Source organism: Parabacteroides sp. CAG:2 (assembly GCF_000436315.1).
Classification (GTDB): domain Bacteria; phylum Bacteroidota; class Bacteroidia; order Bacteroidales; family Tannerellaceae; genus Parabacteroides; species Parabacteroides distasonis.
On sequence record NZ_FR885287.1, the window covers coordinates 48,305 to 67,288 of the forward strand.

Sequence of the window (18,984 nt, forward strand, 5' to 3'; positions counted from 1 at the left end):
TTTTAATTTATAAGGTTACTATCATTTTGTACCGCGAAGTAAGGAAGTTTCCCAACAATCACCAAAAGTAAAGTGACAAATCGTTAGCGATATCACAATATTTAACACATTCAAGACCTTCATTCCCTTCGATTCCCCCATGTTTACTGACATATTGTAAACCAAATCGTAAGTTCTCCCGATTTTTAAATATCTATTATTTACCACCAGCCGGATGTAACTTTCAAAAGAAAACTTTAAACATCGCTTTTTTAATAAATTAAAAATCTATTGATTAATAAATATATCCTTACCTTTGCGAAGGTAGAATGCAAATTGATTTCTTGACATGCGACAAATAATGAAACTATTTATCACATCCTTTCTTTTTATCCTATTCTCAGGATGTACAAAGGATGTATATGATCCTTCCGATAAAATTCCGGGAGAAGGTACTAATCCATTCTCAAAGGTAACAATTTCCTCTAATTTCGATTGGTCGATGATACAAATATCCCACCTTACCGTACAATCTTTCGACCCCTATGATGGCACCTATAATTATCTGGTAGAAGTATTTGATAAAAGTCCGGAAGATCAAGACGCGAATCTTCTCGCTACCGGGGTTTGCTCAAAGAAAACGCTTTTCGATAAGAAAATTATCTATCCAAAGGGAGAGTCGGATCAAGTTTACATACAATTGACGACCCCTACCGGATATCAAGTTACCGCTCCTGTCACCTTAACACCGGGTAATGATAATGTCTGTGATTTCGATTCGTTAGCCGTATCGCAGGAAACAACCGCTACTCCGGTTAGCCGTACCCCGACCCGAAGCGTGTCTTCCACCTATACATTTATAATAGAAGACTCTTTCCCTAATTACGGAGATTATGATTTTAATGATGCCGTGATAAAAGTCCAGATGGAAACTTCCATGAAAGACGATTATGTACAATTCGCCAATATAAAACTGACTTTCCGTGCATTAGGCGGAACTAAGCGGGCCGGAGCTTTCATCCATCTCCCCGGCATAAAGTCCAAAGACATCCAAAAAGCCGAGTTAAATGGCTGGACCACGACTCCAGAATCGGAAACCGAGACTCCGGTTTATGCCCTATCGGATGATATACATGGATTATTCTCTTTTCATGAAATGATTAATACAGATAATGACCTTCCATATAGGGGAAAGCAAGAACGTTTGATCACCTTTTCGTTCGCAGCCGGTGCCTTAAAAGATTTGACCATTGATGACATCGATCTTTTCACGACCGTATTAAAGCGGGAAGGAGAGGTCTTACGCACGGAAATCCACCAACGTAATTATAGCTATACCCCCAAAGGGGTCAGATACCGTTATTACTCAAATGATAATTGCATATGGGCCTTAATGATACCGGATGATTTCAAATACCCTGTGGAACATGCTTTTATTGGTGATGCCTATCCGGATCTATTGAAATGGGTAAGTGGAGATAGCAAACATGTACAATGGTATAAAAGTAAGAATACGGTTGATAAGTGGATTTATACCCGAGAACAATAACAACCTAAAATCCTCCGTAAAATGAAAACGACCGCCATCTTATTTCTTGCCTATCTGGCTTTATGCGTTCAGTGCTCAGTGCCGGAAAACAAGAGCACGAAAAAAGAGATTAGTACTCAACCGATAAAGGTGGGTGTATTCGATGGGCATGGAGGAGCACAGACCTGTATTTGGGAAACTGTCGCCGCTATCCGGCTGGACCCGGAAATGGAGGTATGTACCATTACTACAGCAGATATAGCTAATAATGTGCTCGATTCGATCGACGCTATTATTATCCCGGGAGGAAGTGGCAAAAGTCAGTACTTAAACCTAGGGACCTTAAATCAACAACGTATCAAGGACTTCATCTCTAAAGGTAAAGGGGCTGTCGGGATCTGTGCCGGAGCCTATCTATTCTCGAATACTCCCGATTACACCTGTATACAGCTAAATGGACAGCAAGCGATCGACATCGAGCATGACAACCGAGGGCATGGATTAGCGAAATTCACCTTATGCGAGGAGGGTAAGAAGATATTCCCCGAATTAGCCGACCGCGATACGAGTTTCGTCATTTACTATGAGGGACCGGTATTTATAAACAATCCGGCTGATACGATCCAAAGCAACACGCTTGCCATCATGGAAAGCGATGTGCATGAGGAAGGAAACGCCCCGGCTAATATGACAAACGGTAAGCCATTCTTCGTAGCCAATAACTACGGGAAAGGGCGTGTTTTTAGTTCCATCGCCCACCCCGAAGGTACTCCCGGCATGATGTGGATGATCCCCCGGATGGTACGTTGGACCTTGAATAAGCCTTTTATCCCTTATCAATCCTCCGCCGTACGTCCAGACCTGTTCAATCATGAATCATTAATGGCTACCGATGATTTAAAGCAGGAAGAAAAAGCCTTTCAAATCCTTTTAAGCGGAGAAAGCGAGCAAAAGGTTGCCGCCTTGGATTGGCTGGAAGCACACCATTCATGGGACGCCAAACGATGGGTACAAGGATTGCTTTATGACGCTTCACCCGCCGTCCGTATCCGGGCAGCTCGGTATATAGCGGATACCCATTACTTACCTTTCTTACCCAACTTACAGGCGGCCTACCGGACAGAAACCGATAAGGCGACCCAAGAAGAGTTAAAGACGCAGCTGGAGAAACTAACAGCCCTACTTCCTTAGGCTAGGGAGATTTAAACTCTCCCTAGATATTCATCTACCGTATAGTTTAAGAAACGATTGAATGGTAATAACAATTTAAAGTCATCCACCGCCTTATCCATCCAATTCTTAGCGTAAAAGAAATTATCCGGCTTATAAGACACCACGCTGAAATCCTTATGCTTCATGATATAACCATAAGGGGAATCCATTGGATAGCCGGCAGGCATGCGTTTCAGCATCTCCCCCTCTAACACCGGAAATGTTTTCTTAAATGTAGGTTCCTCGATAATAGCCGTAAATTCCTCGATATGATCGTATATATCCTGACGAAGTTTCTTTAATAGCGCAGGTGGCGGGCACCATACACCACCGGAAAGCAAGCAACCTCCCGGCTCCAGATGGATATAATAACCACCCCGTTCGCTGGCACGACCACCTTGGGAGATGTAAGCGGCGAAATGACATTTATAAGGAGTCTTATCCGGAGAGAAACGGATATCCCTGTATATCCGGAACAAACAATCTTTCGCCTCCAACCCGGCTACCTCGGGATCGAATAAAGAGATACGACCGATTAAATCCTGTACCTCATCGATAAAAACCTTACGTAGCGCATCGTAACGATTTTTATTGTCTTGGAACCATTCCCGATTGTTATGGCTCCTCAACTCTGTCAAGAACTCTATGATCTGTTCATTCATAACTTTCTATTTTTAATCCTTACAAATGTAAGAAATATTAGAAACTGTAACCCAGATTCAGATAAAATTGCAGGTTATTATTCCGGTTCGACAATCCAAAGTTCGTATTCATCGGACCGACTATACTGTTATAAGCATAACCGATGCTACCTCCCCAAACGCTTTCTCCCTTGAAGAGATCGAAGAAATTATTCTCATGGATCGCATAATTAGCGATCAAAGAGATATAATGCCGTTGCCCGATACGCTGACGCAAGTTTAAGCGGACAATCGCCACGGAATTATCGAATATCTCCATATGGTTGATCCCAGCGAAAGGGAGTTGCTGGGGAAGATACCGTTCCGGCATATCGCCTCCCACCACATTCAAAAAGGGATAAGCCGGATCTTTCCCGATCAACACACGCCCATCGATGGAAGGTAACAGGCTCAAATGGGAAGTCAGCGGCAATACCGACAGGAAGCTGAGCTTCAAGGCGGAGAAGAATGTATGTCCTTTATAGGTCACGAAGTTATCCGTATAAATGGAATAATCCGCTTGCAGAGAAACGCCTTTACTCGGGAAGTAACGACGATCCAACGTCTCCAGATGGGCTTGAGCGAAATAGCTGATAAAGCCTTCCGGTTTTACTTGATACTTTTGGTTTTCCGCCGTATAAAGGAATGAGTTATAATCGAAATACTCATAACGGGCTCCTAGCTTCAACTTGAAATTCAGCCAGTTCATATCCGAATACCCGAGTTCCACGAAATGATGGCGATACGTCGTATTTACGATCTTATCTCCCCTGTTATACACGTCGAGGTCATGGTACGTGAACATGTAAGACAGGTTAATATTACGCAATGGATTACGCTCTATCGCATAGTCCACCCGCCCATACATACGTTTCCCGATCCTCCCGGTTACGGAGAACTTCGAATGGTAACGGGCCCGATTGTCAAAAGTCACATTCAGCAATAGGGCGACGATATCCTCGCTATTGAAATTCAGGCCCACATTAATCGCGCTATTTGATTTTTCCTGTACCGTAAGCACCAAATCCTCCTGCCTCTCGCCGACTAATTTATAGCTTACATTCGAGTAAAGGTTTGTACCGATCACAATAGACATGGCTTCCTGCAATTTCTTCACGGTAAGCAAGCTATTCTCTTTCAAGCCGCTGATTTGCGTCAACCATTTCTCATCACGAGGATCTATACCTTCAAACAAGACACGCCGGATATGAAACGTATCGGTAGGGGCTACCGGATAGGAATGTACTAATCTCTTTCGGTGCATATCCGAACTATCGGATAAACCAATCTTCTTCTTTAAGGCAAGAATCTCATCCCATTGCTTGCGGGCGACTTGCTCACCCCGGTCAATCAAGGTATCCAAGGCCGTCTCCCCAAAACTAGCGGAATTATAAGGGTCTGTATTCGGGCGGAACAACAGATCGGTCTGTTCCTTATTCGGTCCGTATTTCTCATAACCATGCAAGGCGACGATCTGCCCTACGATATCCCAAGGGGTATTTATCCGCTCCAACTGTTTCAAGTCGCTAGTACCCAGATCTACGCCAATAATAATATCCGCCCCCATATCCCGTGCGACATCCGCCGGATAGTTATTCTTGATCCCACCATCTACCAACACCATGCTATCCAAACGTACCGGTGCGAACACGGCAGGAATCGCCATACTGGCACGCATAGCCAACGGAAGACTTCCATGATGGAAAACATATTCTTGGCCGTCCACCACATTCAACGCCACACAAGCGAAAGGTATATTCAATTGATTGAAGTCCACGGAATCATGATAGCCGATCGTTAGATTCGAGAACAGGTTCTGGAGATTTTGCCCTTTTATCATCCCTTGGATCGCTATCTCTTTTTTACTCCGCCCAAAAGGGAGTGAGAATACATAACGCTCGGAATTCTCTTTCTCCGGAAAAGTAAGGCTACTACGTTTCACCCGGTCGCTCAATAACATACTCCAGTCCTGCAATCTCACCATGCTATCGATTTCCGCAGCATTATATCCAACGGAATATAAGCCCCCCACGATAGCTCCCATACTAGTGCCGGCAATATAATCAATCGGGATGCCGGCCTCCTCCAATACCTTCAACACCCCGATATGAGCGACACCTTTCGCCCCACCGCCTCCCAGCACCAAGCCAACCTTTTTCCGCTCAGCCATCACAGAAGGCACCAACATCAACCCAACCAACCACAATAAAAGGAACTTCCTCATCTAGATATTCTTTCCGGCAAATGTAGCTGGTTTACTCGAAAACGCAAACGGATTCATCTAGAATAAAACGTATGTTTACCTATATATAAAGTTTATCGCTATCTCATCTATTCTATAAACCATGCCGTGAACTGTATAAACCAAGGCGTGGTCTGCACATTCCACGGCGTGGTTTATACAGTTCACGGCGCTGATTTAAGAATAAATACTTATTCGCTATGGAATGCATAGGTTATCGGAGAGCTATTTCAATAGGAGAGGAACATTTTATTTCCGGAACATAAGTGGGCAATCGATAGTATTTGATACGGCCTCCCTAAAATTAATAGGCATTTCTCGCTCAAATCGATTTAAGAACACACGACCAGAATAAAGCTTCTTATAAATCAGGGTCATAATTTCATCAACGATTTCCATTTTTTCAACTGGTGCAGCGGTATAATGTCTCACAGAAAACATGTACATACATGATCGGAATCAAGTATGTACGTGTTTATCAAAAAATAATATAGCCATCAACTTACTTTTTTCCAGCAAGGTAGCAGCCGGAGCAATATATTACTTTTTCTTTTTCAGCAGCATGACCACAGGATTCGACTCCTCACTCAAGTTTGCGGCGATCTCCTTCAACTTTCCTTTTAGCTGGCCTTTCTCGTAAGCCTCAACTAAGTCCGGGGCATCTAGAGTTTGGCAGATAGCTATTTCGGGGTTTCTTGGCTCTGATGTTAGAGAGACTTCTTCCTTATTGATGAAATCATCATTGCATAGAATATAGCTGAATAAGGCATTTTCTTGTTTATCATACACCAGATCTTCACCAAGGAAACCTTTAAACGTCGTAAAGTCAACCTCTTTTCTCATGGTTCTCATAAAACAGTAGCGATCGGTGATAACGGTTGGAAAAAGAAATACTTTCGTATCCATGGAGGATATGGAAGGGCTTCTTACGATAAAAGGACTCAGATTACCATCCGGCAAGTAATGGAATATGGTATCAGACGATGTATTGACAAGTATCCATTTATCCCGATCCGGGAACGTAAGATAAAATTCCGGCGTAATGACAAACTCCCCTTCTGTCACAACCGGAGTCTCAATACCCTTAGAGGGAATCTGGATCTCATGGGTGATACGGCCATCTTGTTTGGAAATAATCAAATGGCACTCCCGCTTGCCTTTTTCCGATGGATAACTCTTATAGCAAATCAAATGATCACGATCATAATTAAATATATAATTATAATAACTGGTATCCGTGAACTTAAAACTCCTTTTATAGTTTCCCAATAAGTCATAGACACCTATTTTTCTCGCCGGATTATCCTTGACGAATATCTCATCGTTATCCTCATCCAAGACAAGCCCTGTAAGCTGCGTGTATTCCTCACCGCTTTGCCCTAAACGGTTTATCTTCCTAAGTCCCTTTCCGTTTTTATCGAAAACAAGAATCTCCCCATCACTGCCCCGATTCGTCACCAGCATGATATCCTTTCCGATCGCTTTCACGGCACCTTTAGTTATAAAATCATCCGTGGTTTCCAACGCAATGTATTCCACGTCCATAAGATCTTGAAGTATCAATTCCTTTTCCGGATAATCGGCCATGACATCAACCCTTATAAGGTTATCGACAGAGGAAGCGGACCGATTGCCACATCCCATACATCCGACTAAAGCGAGTAGCATAGCCACTGCGTTCGTAGTTAATTTTCTCATTTTTTATGATGTTTAAAGTCTTTCGTTCAATGTCATTTCTTGCTCTTTAGCATTTTCTCCCGGTCCATCATTCGTATCATCTCTTTTACCTCATCGGATGTCTCCGGCAGTTGTTGGATCAGAGATTGGAGTTCATCTATAGAAAGCTGGCTTTTCCGATTATCTGGAGCCAGCATGGTTTGCTCCGTGATACCCCGTTTGGACATATCCGAATTTAATGACTCCAAGAAAGGCCGGGTAAAAGTCAAGTTACTCAGATCCGACTCGTTTTTCAACAGTTCCTTTGCGTAAGTCACTTGAGCGAATACACCTCTCTGTAGCTCCTCCGCATTCTTGAATCCGGAGATATCCGGATGGCTATATAGGTTCGCGATCTCACGAAGCAATTCTACACGAGTACCCTTCACCTTCCACGCCCGATAAAGCAGACGGGCCGCCTCCTCTATCTTACCCGAGCTTCTGGCGCTCATGGCACGAATCTCCATGACCATCTCCGATTCCTCCGGCAATTGATTGATCAGGTTACGCAAATCCACGATAGAGATCTTGCTCTTTTTCCCATCCGGGTCTATCATAGTCTCCTCCTCCACATTACGGAAAAACATATCCTCATAGAAGGATTGCAGAAGCGCCCGGCTAAACACCATCGTCCTCTCGTCCGCTTTTTTCTTTAAGCTCTCATTCATATAAAGTACCAAGATAAAAAGCCCTCGCTGGCGATCCTCCTCACTCTGGAATTTAGACACGTCAATCTCACTATACATATGCGAGATCGCCGCCAGGAAATCCAGTCGTTCCGGATTCTTCTTCCATGCCTCATAGTAGAGACGGGACGCTTCCTTATATCTCCCGTCTTTTTGGTAAGTCTCCGCACGGAAGGCCAATAATTGATTTACCAAGAAACGATTGGGTTCCAATCCCTTTTCCGCCCGGTCAAATAAGTCGTAAGCCCGCTTCCGGTCATACGTCTTACCCAAGGCGGAACCCAATAAGAGGCATACCTCGACCGAGGTCGTATCCTGCTCATATGCCATATCCAAGATATCTACCGAGGGCATATACAGACCGGCATAATACTTCGAGGCTCCCCCATATTTCAAGGTAAGGTAGGTGGAATCACCATCAGCCAACAAACTGGAATAGACAGAATCCGCCTGAACAAATTGTTTCACGATATATAGCCCCAATCCTTTACTACGCAATAATTGACGATTCCCGGGATTATAAAACAAGGCGGTATCGCAAATCGCTATTCCTTCCGATATATAATCCGGGCTACTAGCCCCCATCCGATACAATGAATTCACTAACGCAACCGCCAACCCCGCATTCTCACGATTCAAGTTATACGCCTGAAAATAAGCGGTCGTAGCGGAAGGATATTGTTCCATTCGAGTATAGCAATCGCCAATCGCACGGTATAAGACAGTATTATCCTCATTCTGAGCTTGCAATTTCTCATAGGCATCAACTGCTTTCTCATACTCCCCCAATTGGAAATACAGACGTGCCAACTGATAATTAGCGTAGAAGTTCGAGCTATCGGCGGATAAGACCTGATGAAAATATCGCTCGGCATCCTCCGCACGGCCTAAGTTCGTCGCCGTCCGAGCCAAGATGTTTAAGATATCCAAGTTCGTCGTATCCATAGAAAAGCAAAGACGGTAATAGTCATAAGCCTTCTGATACCGAAGCATACCCTCATAAGCCTGCCCGATAGCGTTCATAATCTCATAATTCGAAGAATCGGCTAATGTAAGGCTATCAGCATGAGCGATCACAGCCGCATATTGCTTACGGTTCACCAAGTCTTGCCAATTAAACTCTTGAGCATTCCCGGGAAAAATAAGGCAACAAAGTAACAGAACTGTAACTAAATTACATTTCTCATTCATATCTGTATGTTTTTAAGATTACTGATTAAGCGACCAACACAGCCTCTATTCTTATTTCACTGTAACCGGAAAGTAATAGGCACCGTATATAAGACGCGGACCGCCTTTCCGTCCTGACGACCGGGAGTCCACCGGGGCATCATTCCGATGACTCGCAAAGCTTCCGCATCCAAGGAGGGATCTATCCCCCGTATGATTTTAGGTTCCACGATATTTCCTTTCTTATCTACCACAAACGAACAGATCACACGACCTTGCACTCCCGCTTCCTGCGCATCTGTCGGATACTTTATGCTTTGAGCGATAAACTTCAATAATTCACGATCCCCTCCGGGATATTGCGGCATCACGTCCACTACCGTCAAAGTCTCTTCCTTCGCTTCTTCTACCGGACTTTTCAAACGGAACGTAATCGGGACCGTATATTTCACGGCGACCGCCTTTCCACGTTGCATTCCCGGATTCCAACGAGGCATAGTGTTTATTACCCTTACGGCCTCCTCATTCAATAAAGGAGTCACTCCCCGAAGCACCTCCGGATTATTGACGGAACCATCACGCCCAACGATAAACGAGCAGATTACACGCCCTTGCTCCCCGTTATCCTGACTCTCTTTCGGATACTTTATATTCGTGGCTATGTATTTCAACAACTCCGCATCCCCACCCGGAAAACTAGGCATCTTCTCTACCACGGTAAATACTTGCTCGTTCATCTCACGGGATTTGGAAGATAAGGACAAATGGGTATTATTTGTCATATCAGCAGCCAAGACCTCTTGAGACTCCCTTCCTTGATAGCTGCATCGCAAAATCGCATTCGCAGGGACCTCCAAAGAGAAAGCCCCTTTCTTATCCGTGATAGTCCTCTCTTTACCGCCCTTCACCACAACTGATGCCCCGATCAAAGGCTGCCCGGTCTCATCAACCAGAATGCCCGTAGCCGTCACCATAGCGTTCGAGACCGTAGCCTCATTCGCCAGACGGACAGTCAAACGGGCTACCGCCTCGATATTACTTAACAGCATCAAGATCCCTACCAATGGAATAAATATCAGATATTTCGTACGTACGATACCCGGGCTCCGCTTCTTGTTCATCATCATAATCCGGTTCTTCAGATGCAGCACATTGAAACTATTATACAAAGTAGTAACGGACTGATGATGAGCCAATCCCAATAAATGGTATTGATAGCTCTTACTATCGTAACCAGACTGGATCACCGTGTTATCCGCCAGATACTCCAGATTATGCCTAACCTCACGCTTCAATAACCATACAAAAGGATTAAACCAGCAAGCCATACACATCATCTCGCTCAAGATCACGTCAATCGAGTGCCATTGGGATACGTGCGTACATTCATGTGTCAATATCTCATCCGTTTCCTTATCCGAATGACTCTCCGGATGCAAGAAGACCATACGGAAAAAGGAAAATGGCCCGGCGGCCTTCCGCAACGCATAAACCGGAGTTTCATGAATAACAACACGCTCACTGGTATGAGCCAACCATAAGATACTGCTTAATTGCACGAGAAAACGTCCGCATAAGAACGCTACGATCCCCCAATAAATAAACCCCAAAGATCCCAGCAACCATCCATACCAATCCACGGACGCCGCGGCATCCGCTTTCGCCGTCGCCTCAGGCAACATAGCGGAATACATATAAATCACATCTGCTATAGGCTCTTGTTGCCTTACCCAATCTTGGATGTTCAGCAAAGGATAAAACAGAGCCAAGCCAAAGAACGCCAGCAATATCGCACGACGTAGCTTGAAGAACGTGTCCTTATAGAAGAACAACCGGTAGAAGGCGTAAAAGAGTACAAAGGCTACATTTACCTTCAATAAGTAGGCAAATTCCGGTGTCATGGTATGTGGGATTTAGGTTATTCTTTTCCTTTCTCAATCAAATCGATGATATCCTTTAGATCATCCGTAGAGATTTTCTGATCTTTCGCAAAGAAAGAAACCATTTCTTTATACGAGTTAGCGAAATAATTCGTTACCACGCCGCCAAGGAACGTACGTTTATATTCCGTTTCCTCTATCAAAGGACGGTATTCATACGTATTTCCATAACGTTTCGCCTTCACGTACTTCTTTCGCTCCAGATTCTTGATCACGGAAGCGAGCGTCGTATAAGGAGGTTTCGGGTCCTCGTATTTGGCCAGCACATCTTTCACAAAACAAGGACCGATCCGCCAAATCCAGCGCATCGCCTCTTCTTCCTGCATCGTTAGCTTCTCCATAAATCTTATCCTTTTATTAATGTATATCCACAAAGCTACGAAATAGTCGTAAACGGCATGCGGAAGGCACGTTAATTAACATTAAATAAGAATCACAAGACCTGCAATCGTGAATTATTGCAACTTAAATGTGATCGGCACCGTATATTTCACGGCTACCGGCTCGCCTCTTTGCGTGCCCGGTGTCCAACGAGGCATCATTTGCAAAACTCGAACCGCCTCTTGGTCTAATGCCGGGGAGATTCCTCTAATGACCTTGTAATTCGTAAGTGTTCCATCCTTCGTTACCACAAACGAACAAATCACACGGCCTTGCTCTCCTTTGTTTTGGCTTTCTTGTGGATACTTTACATTCTTGGCTATAAATTTCAAAAGCTCCGCATCACCGCCGGGAAACTTCGGCATCACCTCTACTACCCTAAATACCTGCTCTCCATTTTCCAGCGTATCTTCGTCCTCCGCTTCCACCTGTACTTGCTCTTGTTTTTCTGCCTTTGTTACATCTGTCGGAACACTTTCTTCTTTTTGTTCCGAAGACTGTCCGCATCCTACGCACATCGCCAAAGCGAACAGGATGATCATTGTGTTCATAATCGCCTTTTTCATTTTCAATCAGTTTTAATGTTATTTATACCGTTATTACACATACTTACCAACCTCTAAGCATACCCGGATATTACGTCGGTTTCGCAAACATACGAAATATTCGTAATATAAATATAAACAATATGTTAAATAACACTAATAGCCATCAAAGACATAGAAAAGATAAAAGAACATAGCTTCTATCGCTAGATTATTACAAGAAGTACAACCGAGCGATACATATCGAAGTCAAATAAGCGAATAGAACACAAAAACCGGATTGCCCTCCTCTCCTTTTAAGTCCAACTCCTGCGGAATCGTGATCGAGTGAAGCGACTTATATAAGTTTAGCTCATACGGGGTCACTACTTGTACCAACTCATCTTTTATGACCCTCCCCCAGACCGGGAAATTCCGATAACTTCTCGTACCCTGCATGCCATGTTGAAGGTTCGCGTCCGCCAGTTCATAGATAGACCCCGGCATCTCGCATTTTTCCACGAGTGTCTTTCCCGTTTTTTTATCCACAGAGGCGATATAATAGCCTTGGTTATACAATAAACGGAAATAATAATGTGCCGGAAACTCAATCATATCTTGCACAAAGATATCCTTGGGGTCCTTTTTTTCAATTCGCAAATTACTCATGTCCGTAACATCCAACGAACGAATCACTTCCGCATCCGAGTTTTTCAGATCAAGGACACAAGCCGCACTTATTCGATCCGCCGAGATACAGAAGACCGTATCATTACTACCGGTCTTAAACAACACGGAGTTTTGCGCATCAGAATAAGCGGAGGCGATACTTGTCGTGAACCCGCTCTTCTCATGGGGTAATAAAAAGGAATAAAAATCATTCTTGATCGCTATCGTATCCCCTTTCCTCGAAAATAGGCCCAATCCGAATCCCCCTCCGTTGAAAGGCTGAAAAGGGAATGATATGGCGGCGAAACGATCCTTTCCGATATGACGCATATAGATTACCGAATACTCATGGGTGGATTGTCCGATAAATTCACCTTCTAACGTATATTCCCAAACTCGATTATTACTAAATAAAAAAAGGCGATCATTACGTTCGTCCACTTGGATACATGGCAGAATACCGCTAAATTCACCCGGCCCCTGCCCTTCTTTTACCAACGTCCGGATAAAACGCCCTTGCCGATCGAACAGGACGATACGGGGCTCTTTTACGGGAAACACATAGATATATCGATCTGTCACGGCATAATCATAAACTCCGTCTATCAACGAGGCATCATCCGTGGTCACCTCTAAAGGGACAAAAGTAACCCCCTTGATCTCATCGCCTAATTCCAATAGCCCCGGTTTATCCATCCCCCCTCTTATATCCGCAGTTAAAAGAGAGGACGCTTCCGTTGGCGAAGAACCGCATGACACGAAACAAGAAACGACAAAAACACTATTTAAATAAAACAAGATAGAGGCTAACTTTACACTTTTCATAACCATGCTTTTTTGCCTCCAAAAATATCCCGTATATCTCACAAATCACATAATAAATGAGAACAAAAATGAGAACAAACCTGCCAAGACCGCTATAAATATATAATAATCAAAAGTTTGATATAAACTCCACAAATGCCTCCGTAGAACCTTCTTTCTTAAAAATCTTCCGGAATAGACGAGGACGAAGTACCGAACTATTATATTTCAATACCCGTGTGATCTGGTTGGCGGGAACACCGATTTTCGTGAGCATACAGGCCTTCAACTCCGTATCGGAAATAACAGGATATAGCTTTTTCAGCCGTAAGGTAAAGTCATCATAAGCCTTATTCAACAAAACCTCCAAAAGCTCCCAATCCTCAGAGATAATCTTGCCGGCATCCCGATCGTGAAACTTCTCATAGACCTCCGATTTCCGCAAGATCGCGACAGATAATAAATGCTTACTCTCCTTATTAAGAATCGACTCGTTACAAATTTCCAGCCGTTGTTTTTCCAATTGTAAGGAAACCAACATCAACTCTTGATCCTTTTCTTCCTTTATTTTCGTAATTCTTTTTTCCAAAAGGGTGATTTGCCGTTCATTCTCTTCTTTTTCTTCTCGCATACGTTGTTGCTGGCTAGCAATCGAACGTCGCAAGGCTTCTTCCCTTCGAAGAGCGTTTTCCTGCGTATTTCTCCATCGCCGATAAAGGAGGAAGCAAATAAATAGGATTATGCCGATAATAAATGCGTACAGATAACGCTCCTGTCCCCTTTGTAATAGCATCAACTCTTTCTTAGACAAGTCCTCACGGATCGGCCTTACATCATAGCGGGAAGTGATCTGATAAATCGATTCTCTCGCTGATAGTGATCCGATAGAATCCCGTAACATCTCGTATTTCTTGACCTCGGTCAGTATCCGGTCTTGTCCGGCCGCATCGTTCAATAACTGATATTGAGCACTCGCTTTTCTCAAAAAAGACATAGCCTTGCCATATAATTCCTGCTCGGCGTACAGCATCCCCATTTGGTTATATAACCTTCCCCAGAATTCATAATCCCAATTCTCTCCCTCATATTCCAACGCACGTAAATAGCATTCCAAAGCTAGGGACGGTTGATCCATATCCTCATAGACTTTCCCCCGGTAAAACCAAGCTTTGGGAGGCCAGTAACAGCCTCGTGTCGTCCTATAATAATCCGTAGCGATAGAGATTATGGAATCCGATGTATGCCTCAATCCCGCCTCATCCCGTGATTCGGTCCATAACAGACAATAACGGGCTTTCTCTCGAAGCGATAATCCATTGATATCCCTCACTTTCTCTAATAACACCAAAGCACTGTCCGGATGATGCGGAATCAATTTCTCTACCTGCCAGAACAGGTTGCCATGCTTGTCGCTCCTATATGAAAAAAGCACAAGAACCAAGATCACGATCGTAAATAATAAGATCGTAAACTTGATCCCTATGGAAAAATGCCGTGACCCATTCAAATCCTTACGCATATAGGCAAATGTATATAAATTATTCATAAGGAAAGCCTTTTCCTTCCGCATTATTCCATGTGTCGGGACACATGCCCTGACCTCTCCCATTAATGCAGAAATATTTCTTTAATCGTTTGCGCAATATATGGATTTAGCATACCTTTGCGTGATAATTACATAGTTTAAGTAGAAATTTCTAAATACAATTAAATAACTTAAATTATTATCTTATGTGGTTACTTAATTCTTCTATCGGGAAGAAGCTGATAATGAGTATATCAGGCCTCTTTCTTGTTCTGTTCTTATTGTTCCACCTGTCGATGAACGTGGCGGCCGTTTTCTCCGGAGAGGCTTATAACATGGTTTGTTCGCTGTTGGGCTCTAATTGGTACGCTGTGGCAGCTACTCTCGTATTGGCCGCAGGCGTTGTGATCCACTTCGTGTACGCTATCATTCTTACCTTGCAAAACCGTAAGGCACGTGGTAACGACCGTTACGCTATCAACGCTCGTCCGAAAGGCGTGGAATGGGCATCTCAGAACATGTTCGTTTTGGGTTTGATTGTTATCCTGTTCATGCTGTTGCACTTCAGCCAGTTCTGGTATAAGATGATGTTCGCCGAATTGATCGGTCATCACGAAGTTGCATTGGGGTCAGCTATGGTATCTCCACAAGACGGAGCCGCTTTTATCAACTATTACTTCCAAGGTAATGCCGTGATCACTGTTCTTTATTTGATCTGGTACGTGGCTTTGTGGTTCCACTTGACTCACGGGTTCTGGAGCGCTATCCAAACAATTGGTTGGAATAATACGATCTGGATGAACCGTTGGGAATGTATCTCTAAGATCGTAGCTACGGTTATTTGCGGACTTTTCGCGATCATTACTATCATCTTCTTCCTAAACGGAGTAGGTGCTTAATTGCAAGCTACAGGTTTTATAATTAAGAACTTTTGAAATTAAATCATTATGTCTGAAATAAATTCTAAAATACCTCAAGGCCCGTTGGCTGAGAAGTGGACTAATTATAAAAATCACCAGAAATTGGTGAACCCCGCTAACAAGCGTCGTTTGGATGTTATCGTAGTCGGTACAGGTTTGGCCGGAGCTTCCGCTGCCGCATCTTTGGCAGAGATGGGATTCAACGTATTGAACTTCTGTATCCAAGATTCTCCCCGCCGTGCGCACTCTATCGCCGCTCAAGGTGGTATCAACGCCGCTAAGAACTACCAGAATGATGGTGACTCTGTTTACCGTTTGTTCTACGATACGATCAAAGGTGGTGACTACCGTGCTCGTGAGGCTAACGTTTATCGTTTGGCTGAGGTTTCTAACTCAATCATCGACCAGTGCGTGGCTCAAGGCGTTCCTTTCGCTCGCGAATATGGTGGTTTGTTGGATAACCGTTCATTCGGTGGCGCTCAGGTATCGCGTACGTTCTACGCCCGTGGCCAGACGGGCCAGCAGCTTTTGTTAGGTGCTTATTCAGCGTTGAGCCGTCAGATCGGTTTGGGTAAGGTTAAGATGTACACTCGTCATGAGATGTTGGATGTAGTTAAGGTAGACGGTCGTGCTCGTGGTATCATCGCCCGCAACTTGATTACAGGTAAGATCGAGCGTTACGCCGCTCACGCTGTAGTTGTAGCTACGGGTGGTTACGTTAATACGTTCTTCTTGTCAACCAACGCTATGGCATCTAACGGTTCCGCCGCATGGCAATGCTACAAGAAAGGCGCTTACTTCGCTAATCCTTGTATGGTTCAGATCCACCCGACTTGCGTACCGGTGAAAGGTGACTTCCAATCTAAATTGACTTTGATGTCCGAATCCTTGCGTAACGACGGCCGTATCTGGGTTCCGAAGAAACTGGAAGACGCTAAAGCTCTACAGGCCGGAACGAAGAAAGGTAAAGATATTCCCGAGGCAGACCGTGATTATTATTTGGAGCGTCGTTATCCGGCATTCGGAAACTTGGTTCCTCGCGACGTGGCTTCTCGTGCCGCTAAAGAGCGTTGCGACGCAGGTTTCGGCGTGAACAGCACGGGCTTGGCCGTATTCTTGGATTTCTCCGACGCGATCAATCGCTTGGGTAAAGAGGTCGTTAAGCAGAAATACGGTAACTTGTTCGATATGTACGAAGAGATCACGAACGATAATCCATACGAGACTCCGATGATGATCTACCCGGCATTGCACTACTCAATGGGTGGATTGTGGGTTGACTATGAGTTGATGACCTCCATTCCGGGTCTGTTCGCTATCGGTGAGGCAAACTTCTCCGATCACGGAGCGAACCGTTTAGGTGCTTCCGCTTTGATGCAGGGATTGGCCGATGGTTATTTCGTATTACCATACACGATCCAGAACTATTTGTCCGACCAAATCCAAGTTCCTCGCTTCAGCACGGATCTGCCGGAGTTCGTCGAGGCAGAAAAGGCCATCAAGGATCGTATCCAAAAATTGATGAACGTCAAGGGTAAAGAAACCGTAGACACTATCCACCGCAAACTAGGTCATATCATGTGGGAACATATCGGTATGGCACGCGACGCAAAAGGTTTGCAAGAAGCTATCCAGATGCTGAAAGACTTGAAGAAAGAGTTCTGGAGCAACGTATTCATCCCAGGCAACGCAGACAACTTGAATACCGAGTTAGAGAAAGCATTACGTGTAGCCGACTTTATCGAGATCGGTACATTGATGGCACACGATGCTTTGGACCGCGCTGAGTCTTGTGGTGGTCACTTCCGTACGGAGCACCAGACAGAAGAAGGTGAGGCCTTGCGTCATGACGATAAGTTCATGTACGTATCTTGCTGGGAGTACCAAGGCGAGGACAAAGATCCTGTCATGTTGAAAGAGGATTTGAACTATGAGTTCGTTGTTCCTCAAACACGTAACTACAAGAAGTAATAATCATCAATCTCAGAAAAAATTAGAATCATGGATAAAGATATAAGTGTAACACTTAAGGTTTGGCGTCAGAGAGGTCCGAAGGAGAAAGGACAGTTCGAGACATACAAAATTGAGAAGATCAATCAGAGTGTCTCTTTCTTGGAAATGTTGGATATCTTGAACGAGCAGTTGGTCAACGAGGGTAAGGAACCGATCGTATTCGATCACGACTGCCGCGAGGGTATCTGTGGCATGTGTTCATTGTATGTAAACGGACACCCGCACGGACCGGCAACTGGAGCTACGACTTGCCAGTTATATATGCGTCGTTTCCACGATGGAGAGACGATCACGATCGAACCGTGGCGTTCCGCAGGTTTCCCTGTTATCCGCGACTTGATGGTAGACCGCTACGCTTACGACAAAATCATCCAAGCGGGTGGTTTCACATCTGTCAACACAGGTGGTGTACCCGACGCTAATGCGATACCTATCCCAAAGAAGGACGCAGACTTAGCCATGGACGCTGCCGCTTGTATCGGTTGTGGCGCTTGTGCTGCCGCTTGTAAGAATGGTTCCGCTATGTTATTCGTATCCGCTAAGGTTAGCCAGCTGGCTTTGTTGCCTCAAGGTAAAGTCGAGGCTGCTCGCCGTGCCAAAGCTATGGTCGCTAAAATGGATGAGCTTGGCTTCGGTAACTGTACGAACACACGTGCTTGCGAGATGGAATGTCCGAAGAATATCTCCGTTAGCAACATCGCTCGTTTGAACCGCGAGTTCATTTGCGCTAAATTACAAGACTAATATTTGATTAGTATATCATGGAAAAGGCGTCTTTCTCTAAAAGAAAGGCGCCTTTTTGTTTTTGTTATATGTCGTAAAACATAATTTAGCATTATAACCCTTGACAGGAATTGAAAAGTCCGTATATTTGCATCGTGGTTTTTTCATAATAGTATTAGATTTAAGGTTAACAAAGTTTGGTTAGGGCTTGTCGTGAGACAGGCTTTAATTGTTTATAGACCTACCTTTTAAACATGGACCATAAAATACTG

At 44.3% G+C, this 18,984-nt stretch carries 14 protein-coding genes; 5 read left to right on the forward strand and 9 right to left on the reverse strand.

The window, feature by feature from the left end; genetic code table 11:
* The first annotated feature begins 481 nt into the window (after window positions 1-481).
* A complete protein-coding gene (locus QVP94_RS08360; RefSeq protein ID WP_232520549.1) occupies window positions 482-1,528 on the forward strand; it encodes an LruC domain-containing protein in 1,047 nt (348 codons plus the stop codon).
* A gap of 21 nt (window positions 1,529-1,549) precedes the next feature.
* Window positions 1,550-2,698 carry a BPL-N domain-containing protein gene (locus tag QVP94_RS08365; protein ID WP_005859955.1) on the forward strand — a complete coding sequence of 383 codons (1,149 nt, stop codon included), beginning with the start codon at window positions 1,550-1,552 and terminating at the stop codon, window positions 2,696-2,698.
* 11 nt (window positions 2,699-2,709) lie between these two features.
* Here QVP94_RS08365 and QVP94_RS08370 read toward each other — a convergent pair whose 3' ends face one another.
* The 9 genes from QVP94_RS08370 to QVP94_RS08410 all read right to left on the reverse strand — a co-directional run bounded on the left by QVP94_RS08370 (window position 2,710) and on the right by QVP94_RS08410 (window position 15,077).
* Window positions 2,710-3,381, reverse strand: coding sequence for a DUF2461 domain-containing protein (locus QVP94_RS08370; protein ID WP_005859957.1), 672 nt, complete (start codon window positions 3,379-3,381; stop codon window positions 2,710-2,712).
* A 37-nt stretch (window positions 3,382-3,418) separates the two neighbouring features.
* Window positions 3,419-5,623 (reverse strand): patatin-like phospholipase family protein, encoded by a 2,205-nt coding sequence (locus QVP94_RS08375; RefSeq protein WP_005859959.1) that lies wholly within the window; start codon window positions 5,621-5,623, stop codon window positions 3,419-3,421.
* Window positions 5,624-6,181: 558 nt separating this feature from the next.
* Window positions 6,182-7,339, reverse strand: a complete 1,158-nt coding sequence (locus QVP94_RS08380; RefSeq protein WP_022192366.1) for a DUF4934 domain-containing protein — start codon at window positions 7,337-7,339, stop codon at window positions 6,182-6,184.
* 32 nt (window positions 7,340-7,371) lie between these two features.
* Complete coding sequence (locus QVP94_RS08385; protein WP_005859963.1) at window positions 7,372-9,234, reverse strand: tetratricopeptide repeat protein; 1,863 nt, start codon at window positions 9,232-9,234, stop codon at window positions 7,372-7,374.
* 56 nt (window positions 9,235-9,290) lie between these two features.
* The gene (locus QVP94_RS08390; protein WP_005859965.1) at window positions 9,291-11,114 is read right to left on the reverse strand and encodes a M56 family metallopeptidase; all 1,824 of its coding nucleotides are present in this window, start codon (window positions 11,112-11,114) and stop codon (window positions 9,291-9,293) included.
* A 17-nt stretch (window positions 11,115-11,131) separates the two neighbouring features.
* Complete coding sequence (locus QVP94_RS08395) at window positions 11,132-11,494, reverse strand: BlaI/MecI/CopY family transcriptional regulator (protein ID WP_005859967.1); 363 nt, start codon at window positions 11,492-11,494, stop codon at window positions 11,132-11,134.
* Window positions 11,495-11,608: 114 nt separating this feature from the next.
* The gene (locus tag QVP94_RS08400) at window positions 11,609-12,100 is read right to left on the reverse strand and encodes an energy transducer TonB (RefSeq protein WP_005859969.1); all 492 of its coding nucleotides are present in this window, start codon (window positions 12,098-12,100) and stop codon (window positions 11,609-11,611) included.
* A 228-nt stretch (window positions 12,101-12,328) separates the two neighbouring features.
* Window positions 12,329-13,552, reverse strand: coding sequence for a DUF4934 domain-containing protein (locus tag QVP94_RS08405; protein WP_005859971.1), 1,224 nt, complete (start codon window positions 13,550-13,552; stop codon window positions 12,329-12,331).
* Between the two features lie 109 nt (window positions 13,553-13,661).
* Window positions 13,662-15,077, reverse strand: a complete 1,416-nt coding sequence (locus tag QVP94_RS08410) for a tetratricopeptide repeat protein (RefSeq protein ID WP_008779061.1) — start codon at window positions 15,075-15,077, stop codon at window positions 13,662-13,664.
* Window positions 15,078-15,262: 185 nt separating this feature from the next.
* Between QVP94_RS08410 and QVP94_RS08415 the strand changes: the two genes are divergently transcribed.
* The 3 genes from QVP94_RS08415 to QVP94_RS08425 are packed head-to-tail and all read left to right on the forward strand — an operon-like array spanning window position 15,263 to window position 18,733.
* Window positions 15,263-15,955 (forward strand): succinate dehydrogenase cytochrome b subunit, encoded by a 693-nt coding sequence (locus tag QVP94_RS08415; protein ID WP_005859976.1) that lies wholly within the window; start codon window positions 15,263-15,265, stop codon window positions 15,953-15,955.
* Window positions 15,956-16,003: 48 nt separating this feature from the next.
* A complete protein-coding gene (locus QVP94_RS08420) occupies window positions 16,004-17,947 on the forward strand; it encodes a fumarate reductase/succinate dehydrogenase flavoprotein subunit (RefSeq protein ID WP_005859978.1) in 1,944 nt (647 codons plus the stop codon).
* 30 nt (window positions 17,948-17,977) lie between these two features.
* Window positions 17,978-18,733 carry a succinate dehydrogenase/fumarate reductase iron-sulfur subunit gene (locus QVP94_RS08425; protein WP_005859980.1) on the forward strand — a complete coding sequence of 252 codons (756 nt, stop codon included), beginning with the start codon at window positions 17,978-17,980 and terminating at the stop codon, window positions 18,731-18,733.
* Window positions 18,734-18,984 lie beyond the last annotated feature (251 nt).